At 59.4% G+C, this 10,503-nt stretch carries 12 protein-coding genes; all 12 read left to right on the plus strand.

Annotated features, from left to right (window positions below):
- Nucleotides 1–50: 50 nt before the first annotated feature.
- Nucleotides 51–584 (plus strand): hypothetical protein, encoded by a 534-nt coding sequence (locus tag PV375_RS01185; RefSeq protein WP_332105792.1) that lies wholly within the window; start codon nucleotides 51–53, stop codon nucleotides 582–584.
- Between the two features lie 14 nt (nucleotides 585–598).
- Nucleotides 599–991, plus strand: coding sequence for a hypothetical protein (locus PV375_RS01190; protein ID WP_332105793.1), 393 nt, complete (start codon nucleotides 599–601; stop codon nucleotides 989–991).
- A complete protein-coding gene (locus tag PV375_RS01195) occupies nucleotides 984–4,193 on the plus strand; it encodes a phage tail tape measure protein (RefSeq protein ID WP_332105794.1) in 3,210 nt (1,069 codons plus the stop codon). Before PV375_RS01190 ends, PV375_RS01195 begins: the two co-directional genes overlap by 8 nt.
- On the plus strand, nucleotides 4,193–5,008 hold the full coding sequence (locus PV375_RS01200) for a hypothetical protein (protein WP_332105795.1): 816 nt from the start codon (nucleotides 4,193–4,195) through the stop codon (nucleotides 5,006–5,008). The genes PV375_RS01195 and PV375_RS01200 overlap by 1 nt, the downstream gene beginning before the upstream one ends.
- Nucleotides 5,009–5,018: 10 nt before the next feature.
- A complete protein-coding gene (locus PV375_RS01205) occupies nucleotides 5,019–6,143 on the plus strand; it encodes a hypothetical protein (protein ID WP_332105796.1) in 1,125 nt (374 codons plus the stop codon).
- 481 nt (nucleotides 6,144–6,624) lie between these two features.
- A complete protein-coding gene (locus tag PV375_RS01210) occupies nucleotides 6,625–7,041 on the plus strand; it encodes a hypothetical protein (protein ID WP_332105797.1) in 417 nt (138 codons plus the stop codon).
- On the plus strand, nucleotides 7,041–7,679 hold the full coding sequence (locus tag PV375_RS01215; protein ID WP_332105798.1) for a hypothetical protein: 639 nt from the start codon (nucleotides 7,041–7,043) through the stop codon (nucleotides 7,677–7,679). Before PV375_RS01210 ends, PV375_RS01215 begins: the two co-directional genes overlap by 1 nt.
- Nucleotides 7,680–7,828: 149 nt before the next feature.
- The gene (locus PV375_RS01220; RefSeq protein WP_332105799.1) at nucleotides 7,829–8,344 is read left to right on the plus strand and encodes a hypothetical protein; all 516 of its coding nucleotides are present in this window, start codon (nucleotides 7,829–7,831) and stop codon (nucleotides 8,342–8,344) included.
- 10 nt (nucleotides 8,345–8,354) lie between these two features.
- A complete protein-coding gene (locus PV375_RS01225) occupies nucleotides 8,355–9,059 on the plus strand; it encodes a M23 family metallopeptidase (RefSeq protein ID WP_332105800.1) in 705 nt (234 codons plus the stop codon).
- Between the two features lie 31 nt (nucleotides 9,060–9,090).
- A complete protein-coding gene (locus PV375_RS01230; protein WP_332105801.1) occupies nucleotides 9,091–9,501 on the plus strand; it encodes a hypothetical protein in 411 nt (136 codons plus the stop codon).
- A 12-nt stretch (nucleotides 9,502–9,513) separates the two neighbouring features.
- On the plus strand, nucleotides 9,514–9,810 hold the full coding sequence (locus PV375_RS01235) for a hypothetical protein (protein ID WP_332105802.1): 297 nt from the start codon (nucleotides 9,514–9,516) through the stop codon (nucleotides 9,808–9,810).
- A complete protein-coding gene (locus tag PV375_RS01240) occupies nucleotides 9,810–10,028 on the plus strand; it encodes a phage holin (protein ID WP_332105803.1) in 219 nt (72 codons plus the stop codon). Before PV375_RS01235 ends, PV375_RS01240 begins: the two co-directional genes overlap by 1 nt.
- Nucleotides 10,029–10,503: the final 475 nt, after the last annotated feature.

The raw sequence follows: 10,503 nt of genomic DNA on the forward strand, positions 1-10,503 counted from the left end.
GGCCAATGCGTAAGCAACCGGCCGCTCCATGTTGCACACAATTCAGGAGCATGATGTCAACCCTTGCTGATTTTGTAGCCACGGCGTCGCGGCGACACAAAGACGTACGGATCGTTTTGGACGGGGAGCTTGCTGACGAACGAGCCGAACTGGTGAAAGCAGCGGTGGCGGCCGCAAATACTGCCTCGAAGCGTCTGGCTGGCAGTAACCGTGCGCAGGCGCAGGAAGCGCTCGATAACTGGGATGCGCAGCACGCCGACCGAGTGCTGACGGTGCGCGTGAATCAGTGTTCACTGTCGCAGTGGCGGGAAATTCAGCGCCGTAACCCAGTGGCAGCAAACAAAGAGCACCGCGATCAGCTCGACGGTGTGAAGGGCTATGCGGTGATTCCGGCATCGCTGGACGCGATCGAGCAGCATGGCCAGATCATCATCGGCGACGAGGTTGAAAAGCCATCACCGGCAGAGTGGAAACAGTTGTGGGATGTGATCTCACCGGGCGACGCGTACATGTTCGCGCTGGCCGTGATTCAGGTGATGGAAGAGACCACGGAACAGGCGTTCGGTGAGCTAGTAAAACGCTAATCGCTCAGCCGCGCATGCGTGACGAAATCCGTCTTGCAGAGCGGTTGGGCGTATCACCGCGCAGGTTATGGGGCGAACCGCAACAGTATCGAGCAGTTGCAGACGACGACAGTTTTCAGGTCGTCATGGTGGATGAGTTCACCAGCGCCGACATTGATCTGTTTCTTGCCGCGAAACAGGCGGAAGAGTCGATTTCGCCTCGGGGGATCCCGTACGAGGACGAAATGAACAAGGATGCTCGCTTCCACGTGGGTGGCCCGGACGGGCTGCCTCGCGTGAACCACGCAATCCGGGCGCAGCAGCGCGCGGATCGAGCGTTCCGGAAAAAATACGAGACCGAAGACCGCCCACTGGATGGACTGGTGTGGCCGGTCACGCTGGTGGATGGTGAGAGGCGCAATGGCTGACAAAGCGGTTAAGGTTCGCCTGATTGCTGATGTGCAGAACTATCTGCAAGGCATGAAGCAGGCGTCGGAAGCAACTGAGGAGACGGCGCGCTCAGCTGAGAACATCGAGCAGTGGGGCGCGTCGTGGTCGGAGGCCGCGTCGAAGATTGGCGGCCAGATGATGTTCATCGGCGGCGCCGCAGTCGCCGGTGTCGGGCTGGCAGTGAACGCATACGCGAACTTCGACGAAGCCATGTCGAAGGTACAGTCAGCCACGCACGCATCAGCTGCTGAAATGCAGCTGCTCACGGACGCGGCCCGTCGTGCGGGTGCGGATACGGCGTATTCAGCCACGGAAGCGGCTGGCGCGATTGAAGAGCTCGCGAAAGCCGGTGTCGAGACCACTGACATTCTGAACGGTGGCTTGGACGGTGCACTCGCACTGGCCGCAGCAGGCAATGTTGATGTGGCGTTTGCAGCTGAGACTGCGGCGTCAGCGATGGTGCAGTTCAATCTGACGGGTAAGGACGTCACTCACGTCGCAGATTTGCTGGCAGCTGGTGCCGGTAAAGCCCAGGGAGGCGTGCAGGAGCTGTCGCAGGCGTTGGCGCAGTCGGGTTTGATTGCGTCACAGATGGGGCTGTCGATTGAAGAGACCGTGGGTGGTCTATCGGCGTTCGCGTCGGCAGGCTTGATGGGGTCGGACGCGGGTACATCGTTTAAGACGATGTTGCAGCGCTTGGCGAACCCGTCAAAGGAAGCTGCCGACACGATGGCATCGCTCGGTTTGAATGCGTGGGATGCGCAGGGCAACTTCGTTGGGTTGGCCGAGTTCGCGGGACAGTTGAAAACGCGGATGTCGGAGTTGACTCCGGAAGCGCGGAACGCGGCAATGTCGATCATGTTCGGGTCGGATGCGGTGCGTGCAGCGAACGTGCTGTTCGATCAGGGCCAGGACGGTATCCAGGGGTGGATCGACAAGGTCAATGACGCTGGCTACGCCGCTGAGACGGCGGCGATCATGCAGGACAACCTCAAGGGCGATCTCGAGAAACTCGGCGGTGCCTGGGATGAACTGCTGATCGGTATGGGCGAAACCGCTGATGGGCCACTGCGTGGCATGGTGCAGGGGCTCACCAGTCTGGTTGATGCGTTTACGAATCTTCCCGGCCCGATTAAGGCAACGGTAACTGTGTTGGGTGCGGTGGGCGGTGGGTTAACGCTCGCGGCGGGTGCCGCGCTCGTGCTGATCCCACGCATCGCAGAAACGAAAACCGCACTGAAGACGCTGGGCATCACGTCGGCGGATACGAAAGCCAAGCTCGGCAAGCTGTTCACATGGAAGAACCTCGGAATCACTGCAGCAATAGTGGCAGCGACAGTGGCCGTTGACGCGTTCAATCGCGCTGTCGAAGAAGGAATCCCAACGAGTGAACAACTGCGCAACGCTCTGGAGACAACGGGGAGCGCGGCTGATACGCTGACCGCTGCGTTGGATCGGACTGGTGCCGCTAAAACGTTCTTCGGTGGCCTGGAAGATTCGCAAAAGTATCTCGAGAACTTCGAAGCCACGCTGTCACGAATTTCGACAGGGAACTGGTTCGAGTGGATGGACGTAACGCAAGGTGAATGGAAATTCGCGGATGCGTTGCAGGCGGTTGGTGAGCAACTCGCACAGCTAGCGGCTTCCGACTTGCCACGTGCTCAGACCGCTTACCGGGCACTTGTCGAGGAATACAACCTTGGCTCGGAGGCACAGTGGCAGTTGCTTGAGTCAATGGACGCGTATAAGGACAAGCTCACTGCGCTTGCAACGGAACAGGGTGTCAATCTTTCGGCGATGTCGGAGACAGAACGGCAAGCCTGGCTCGTTGAAGCAGCAATGGGTGACGCGGCAAATGGCACAGAAAGTCTTACCAACGAGCAACGCAAACAAGCGGACGCAGCCGAAAAGGCGGCTGCAGCGAACGAAGACCTGGCCGACTCAATTCGAGCGCTTGATGACCTGATGGGTGGCCTGGTTGGCGCTGAGAACAACTTCTACGAGTCCATTGATGAGGTAAACGCGGCTCTCGAGAAGAACGGGCAAAACCTGGACGTCACGACTGAGGCGGGACGTTCAAACCGTGCTGCGCTCAGGGATTTGGCGGGCGCGACCACCGATCTCGCGGCTGAATTGACTTCGGCAGGGGCGAGCACTGATGAAGTGGTCGCGAAGATGCGTGAAGGGCGCGAGGCGTTCATCGAGGCGGCTCAGGCGATGGGGCTGTCTGGTGATGAGGCTGCCGCTCTCGCAGATCAGTATGGGCTGGTTCCAGCGCGAGTGACGACCGAGTTCACGGCTGACACCAGTGGCGCGGTCGCGGACGTGATCACCTGGCATCGAACCGCTGACGGCATGTATGCGCAGGCCACGCTCGGTGCTGATATCTCGCCTGCACAGGGTGAGGTTGCGGTGTGGAAGCTGCAGGCAGATGGCACGTTCGCGGTCACCACGATGGACGCGGACACCGCAGCAGCCGACCGGGGTGTGATCGAGTGGAAGCAACTCGCGGACGGTACCTGGGCGGTAGCGCGCATGGGCACGGACGCGGGTATGGCCTATACCGCTACCAATAACTGGAAGGTCATGGCAAATGGCACGGTCGCGATGGCGCGTGTCGACGCGGATACGTCGATGGCGGAGGCCGCGATCTGGCGCCTGGCGGGGACCACGATCAGTATCGGGGTACAGGCAATGCTAAAGAACGCCATCGGGGGCATGTACTCGTATCAGGAGTACGCAAACGGCGGTGTTCGGTCGCATGTGCCGACCGGTATCTACCCGGGAGGCGCGAACATCTTGAAGTTCGCTGAACCAGAAACACGATGGGAGGCATTTGTGTCTGGGAAGCGTGGCGAGGAAGAGCGTAACCGTGGCATCCTCGCCGAGGCAGCAAAGCGGCTTGGCATGGGCGTGTACCGACTACAGCAGTATGCGGATGGCGGTATCGTGCGGCACGCTCGAGCTGCGGAACGTCGCGCGATCACGTCCACGACTGTGATGAATAACGGTATCCCCGCTGGGTCGAAGCTTGTCCTGGAAGTAGCCGGTCAGCCGATCGAAGGCGTGGTACGGGCAATCGCATCGCCGATTGCTACTGCTGCGGCGAAGAGCGCCGTTAGCGCGTACGACTCCGGCGCGACGCTAGCGGCTATTCACGGTCAGCAGAGGGGAAGCTGATGCAGATCACGAAACTGGATTTGCCCGGCGGCCCAGCCGTGGAAGTGTTTGAAGCGGCGTTGCCTGCTGGAACCACAACTGTGACTCTCTGGCGCCTAGCGGATGGCAGGCAGCATCAAGTGCGTGGGGCAATCCAGAAAGCGGTAGCTGGGGAGCTCGCCCACATCGATCACGAAGTGCCGCTTGGTACTGACACGGTTTATCGAGTTGAGTGCTTCGACGCTGCCGGAACAAGAATTGCGTTGACCGACGGCGCATCCGTACTGGTTGACGTTAACGGACTCTGGGTACACAACCCGCTCGACCCGAATGGTGGCGTGGACTGCTTCTTTCGAGGTAACGCAGTATTCCCGGTGCATGCACCCAATACGGGTGAAACTCAGTGGGGGCCGGGCCTCAAAGCTGGGATCTTCATGGCCGGGACACAGCGAGGAATTACCGATATCGACCTCTCCCTAGAGGTCGAAACGATTGTAAACCGAGACAAGGTCATCACCATGCTCGGGCGGGGGGAGAAAGACCTCCCCCCGATCCTGTGTTTCCGCTTCGGTTCCGACCACAAGATTCCCTTGCCACGCCCATTCTTCGCTGCAGTCCCGAACTATGGGCTGAACGACATCGATGTGCGGTACGGCGGTGACATTACTCACTTCGACGGCGTGGGGAATGAGGTGCTCCCACCGGCACCTGGGCTCTTTATTCCGTTGTTGACGTACGCGCATGTCAATGCGGTGTACGACACGTATCTCAAGGCCAAGCAAGACAACTTGACGTACGGCGAATTGAACCGCCGCTACGACTTGACAATGCAATAGGGGACAGCACGTGCGAAATCTGACTGAATCAGACCTACTCATATTCATGTCGCCGGGCAGAGAGCTGCGCCTGCGAGTTGATGTCTTACGGGACGGGATCCGCGTTTCCGAAGAGCTCGCGCCAGAAGGGTTCACTCCGACAGCATTCGAAGTGTCGTGGGACCTGTCTGGGGAGATCAAGCAAGTAGCGCACGTGAATATCGTGTACGCACACCGTTACGGCGAGAGCATCGTGCCACGAGATTTCGAGGCCATGCTGGGACCGTGGGGCAACGACATTGACCTAACGCTCGAAGCACGGCTGGGAGAGCAGATAGCGAGCGTACCCGTTGGCCAGCTAATGATTACGGCAGTACCAGAAGCCACCGACTCGAGCGGGAAATACCGGCTGCAGGGACGTCGCATTGTCACCGGCTCAATGCTCACGATACGCGCGAAATCGCAAGACGAGCGCATCAGACGTAACGGGTTCAGCCAAGTCACACTGAAACCAACGAAGATATCGTCATGGGATGAAATAGTTCGGCTAACCGGGATGCTGGTGGCTAGAAACGTGCCAGACAAGTCGCCGCCACAGCTCGAGTATGAACGCGCGCAGGGCGACCGGCTAAAACAAGTACATGCGCTGGCAGCACACCTCGGTGGTGTCGCAGTCGTCGACGCATACGGTGTTTTGAACATAGTCCCAGACACGGTTGGCGAACCGGTCGCGCGGCTCGAGGGCACGATCCTGGAGGCCCCGTACTCGGTCGAATCAGACGACGTGTATAACGAGGTGATCGGCTCGTTTGAAGATGAAGCTCGTAACCCTATCGTGGTGGAGCCCGCGAGAATCACCAGCGGCCCACTCGCAGTCGGAGGCCCATACGGCACCTACTCGCGGTTCTACGCATCCGAGTTTGTTAAGACAAAAGCGGCCGCACAATCCGCACTGCAGAAAATCTTGCAGCAGGTATCAAAACCATCATTTGCGCAAAAGTTCACTGCGATGCTCGACCCGCGCATGGAAATCGGCGATACCTGGACGATAGTCACACCAAACGGCGAGGAAATCACGGGGCTGGTAACTGCCATCAAATGGGACGGTGACGTCATGGAAGGAACGCTCCAATATCAGGAGGACGTCTATGCATGACGCCACACAGCGGCTCATTAATGGGCAAGGAGAGATCAAGTCTTCTACCACCGAGACCGCCACCTTCGTGAGATTCGAAGGCCCATTGTGTGTCGTCATCGACGCGCTCGGGGTAGAGCAGACCTGGAGATGGGCGGGGACAGTGATTCCCGCCCCTGGAGACTCCGTACAGGTGCAGAACTCTGGCGGTAGGCATGTGGTACTTGGCAGGACGCTCCCGACGCCGACGCAAGGGACGGTGACCGCAGTGTCGTCAACGACGGTAATGGTGGAAGTTGCAGTGGGCGAGTCACCAATTGAGGCCTCTGTCCTCTACCCGAACCCACAGGTAGGGGACAAGGTCGCTCTCGCATACGGGCATGAGGGGTATCTAGCCAGCGGCAAGCCATCGTATGTGCCGCCGCCACCGCCGCCACCGCCGCCGCCACCGCCGCCATCAGCGCCAGCGCCAACGATTACGAAGAAGACGTTCCGTGCAAGAGTGGCGGGGAACTGGCGCAACGGCGACTGGGGATCAGGTAGACCTATCGTCTCCGACTATCGGGTGGCGGCGTGGCATTACGGCGACATCCTTGGCAAGACACTTGCTGATGATGCTGAGATCGTGCGCTGCCGAATGTATCTGCCCGTCACGCAGGTGCTGTACGCGAACGCGCCGATTGTGCAGGCGCTCGCATCGCCACCACCCTCGCAAACCGGCACCGGCCCTACCGGGGTGTTGCCGGCGCGTCAGGGCTGGGTGGACATCCCCCGTGGGGTGGCGGAGCAGCTGCGTGTAGGTAACCGCGGTATCCGTCTCTCGGTGAACAGCGCGAACGGTGGCGGCACGCACGACATGTATAAGCCGCTCTCGGAGGATCCGATGAGCGGGGCACTCGAAATCACTTGGAGGAGCTAATGGCAGGCACAGACCAGTACGGACAACCAACGTGGGCGGACAGTGACCCGGTGAATCTCGCGGTGGATCTCACCATCGCCGCCGCGCACCGGTTGACGGGCATGATTCGTGCCGGTACCCGTGCCGAGCGTGAGGCACAACGCAACATCCCGGAAGGGTGCCGCTGGGTCGATACCGATGGCACTACCGAGTGGGTGTATCGGGGCGGGCAGTGGCTCGAGTGGCGGCTGTCGGCGCTGCTGGTCGACAACAACAGTGCGAGCACCGTGAATGGGTGGCACAACCCGCTCGCTGCACGTCAGTGGAGCGTGGACGACCCGCTCGGGTTGATCGCGGTTGAGGGTGGCGCGGTGAAGATCCTGCAGCCGGGCTTGTACCGGCTCTGGTTCCTGTCACGCCTCACCTACACAACGGGTGTGACGACGTATGCGGCGCTGGTGCAGGGCACTGGCACGCTTGGTGACCCGTCGTCGGCGAAAGCGTACGTGAAAGGTGAAACCTATAACCGGACGAGCGAAGCGCAGCTGTCGTATGTGACCGCGTGTAGCGCGGGTGAGCTGTGGGCGCCGTGGGTGTACACCTCGGCGGCGAATCAGACTCGGCCGGGGGATTTCCGGCTACTCATAGAGAAGCTCTAGGTAGCCCATGGACGCCACTGCGTCCTTTTTTTATTGGGAGAAACATGGATATCAACGACCTGGTAGCCCGTATTCGCGCGAACTCTACCCGGGAGGATTGGCGGGGATGGTGCCAATCTCTCGTCTGGAACACGATCAACGTGTGCGGTGTGCCTGAAAGTGAAATGATCACCTATCCATCCGCGCGTGCCGCGTACGAAGCATCCACGATTATGTCGATTGACCACGCTGCGGCACCGGCTGGCGCGATCCACTATTGGCGATTGCCAGTCGATGACGGCCACGTCGCTGTCGCGCTGGGCGACGGCATGTGCCTCATGGCATCCGGCATTTGCGGTGGTGACGGTATCGGCGTGATTGGGGTCGAGGAATACACCACACGTGCAGGCAACCAATACCTGGGGTGGGCACACACCAACGGGGCAAACAAGAACATTCAAACCGCGTTCGCGCGGGATCAAGAAGGAGGGGTGCTCATGGCACTTACTGATCAAGAGCAGAAGCGGCTGCTCGCGAAGATCGATCTGATTTCGTATGCGCTGGACAAGATCATTCTTCCGGCACTAGCGCGTGTTGACCGTGGAAATTACGCGAATCAGCAGGCAAACGCGAAAGTCGAGAATGCGCTGGCCGAGTTCAAGCAGAAGCTAGACGCTATCAACTAGGGGAGGAATAATGGCAGAGCCAGCGACTCGATCATTCATGTGGCCGTTCCCTGAAGCTTCGGTGACTGATGATTATGGGCCCCGCCCGGGAGTCGGCAAGGGGTTCCATGACGGAACAGACTTCGGTCAGCCAGTCGGCGCTCCCATCCCGTGCATTGGTGACGGGGTAGTGACCGGAGCATCAATTCATTCGGATGCTGGACCTTACGCGATCGATGTAGACCACGGTGGCGGGTTTCACTCACAATACTGGCACTGTGACTCGAAGCGAGTTGCTGCCGGGCAACGGGTAAAGAAAGGCCAGATCATCGGCACTGTCGGTGAGCGTGGCTATTCATTCGGCCCGCATCTTCACCTAGAAATCATTGGTCCTAGTTCGCCGACGGGGCGGTATTCGTGGCCGTGGCGCGAATTCTACAAGGCATTCAATCGACCGGGACCAGAACAGAACGAGAACCTAACGGAGATAAAAATGGTAATTCTGCGCAATAAAGACAACGGCAAGATCATGCTGATTAACCAAGTCACCGGACGCATGTGGCATATGCCGAACACTGACTATGCAAAACTCTGGGAAATGCGCGGTTGGGCAAAGCGCTTGGCTGACGTGCCGAATAATGAGTTCGAGCACTTCGTGAATACGTGCAGCAAGCTTGGCGCTGTTGACGCTGGTTACGAAAAGAAGATCGATGAAATTGTAGCCGCGGTCAAGTAAAGAAGCGTATCTCAACGCTAGGAGTCGAGCTATGAAGCTGGCAAAAAAACTCTGGCAGCTGATCGAAGAACCCCGCACCCGCCGAGTCATGTGGTCGCTGCTGTACACCGCGATCTTCATCGCCGGTGCAGCAGCCATGATCATGCCGCCGAAATCGGTTGAGTGGCAGATCGGCGAAGTACTCACCGCCATCTGGTCGGGAATGCTCACCAGCGGCGGCGGCCTGGGCGCGTGGGCCACACTCACACGCTACTGGGTGATCGAGCGCATGGCGATTCTGCTGTGCGGCCACGGGGCCGCGATCTACGGCACCACAATCTTCGTGAACCACTTTGCCGAGCACGGCAACCGCATCACCCAACTCGGGTTCGTGGTCGCATTCATCCTCGCGCTCGCGGTACGTCACTGGGACATCAGATATTGGAATCGTGACCCGCGATAGGGAGGGGCCGGCATGGCGGATATTGACCTGACGGCTCTTGTCACGGTGCTCGCGACCACTGGCGTGCTCGGGTCGCTGGTGGCTGGCTTTAAGGGGCTGAGTCGACGCTGGACTGGCCGTGAAAGCCGGGAACAGGTGTCGATCCGTGGCGCGAAATCGGAGCGTGACCGTGAGTGGCGTAAGCGGCTCATTTTGGGTGAGGCGTATGCGCAGATGAAGATTCTCGCGGTTGAGGCGGGAGCGGACCCGGCCGAGGTCGCGTTGGTTGATCGGCTGGTCGACAAGTTACGGGAGGAAGGAGGGGAGTGATGGGAAAGCATGGAGCTGAGGGCACGTTGGTGCCGAGTGTGCAGGTGCGGCGGTGGCTGTACGGCATCGCGTCAGCTGTGGTGCCGCTGCTGGTGCTGCTTGGCCTAGTAGCTGATGACGTCGCACAGGCGATCCTGACCGTGGTTGCTGCAGTGCTAGCGGTGGGGTCGTCAGCGCTTGCGGGCGTGAACGTCCGCAACCCCGGTGATGAGAGTTAGTCAATGATTAGGGATAGCCCCCTCGCGCTGTAGTGGCGTGAGGGGGCTATTCGTGATTCAGGGCTATGAATCAGGCGGAGGTTGCCGCAGTAAATATAGCGCCAGCCTCATGCGTGACGCTCACTGCGAATGGGTGTGTGCCCAGGTGCCATTGAGCCAGTTTTCTTGCCCACATTTTGCCCACATTTTGCCCACATTCCGCACTAATCGAGAACCACTGAGCATCCGCCGATCCCGCTTAAACACAGGGAAGTCGGTTAACTGCCGCATAACCACAATGGCCTAAAACGGGTTCGAGTCCCCTCAGGTCCACCAAATAAAAACGGTCCCCGTGAGGGGGCCGTTTTTCGGCTCTGTTGCAAAAATCGTGAAGCTTGAGCATGCTTGGCGGAGATTGGACGGACGGAACGATGACGGATTTCAAGTGGCGCCATTTCCAGGGTGATGTGATCCTGTGGGCGGTGCGCTGGTATTG

Source organism: Gulosibacter sp. GYB002, assembly GCF_036577665.1.
Classification (GTDB): domain Bacteria; phylum Actinomycetota; class Actinomycetes; order Actinomycetales; family Microbacteriaceae; genus Gulosibacter; species Gulosibacter hominis.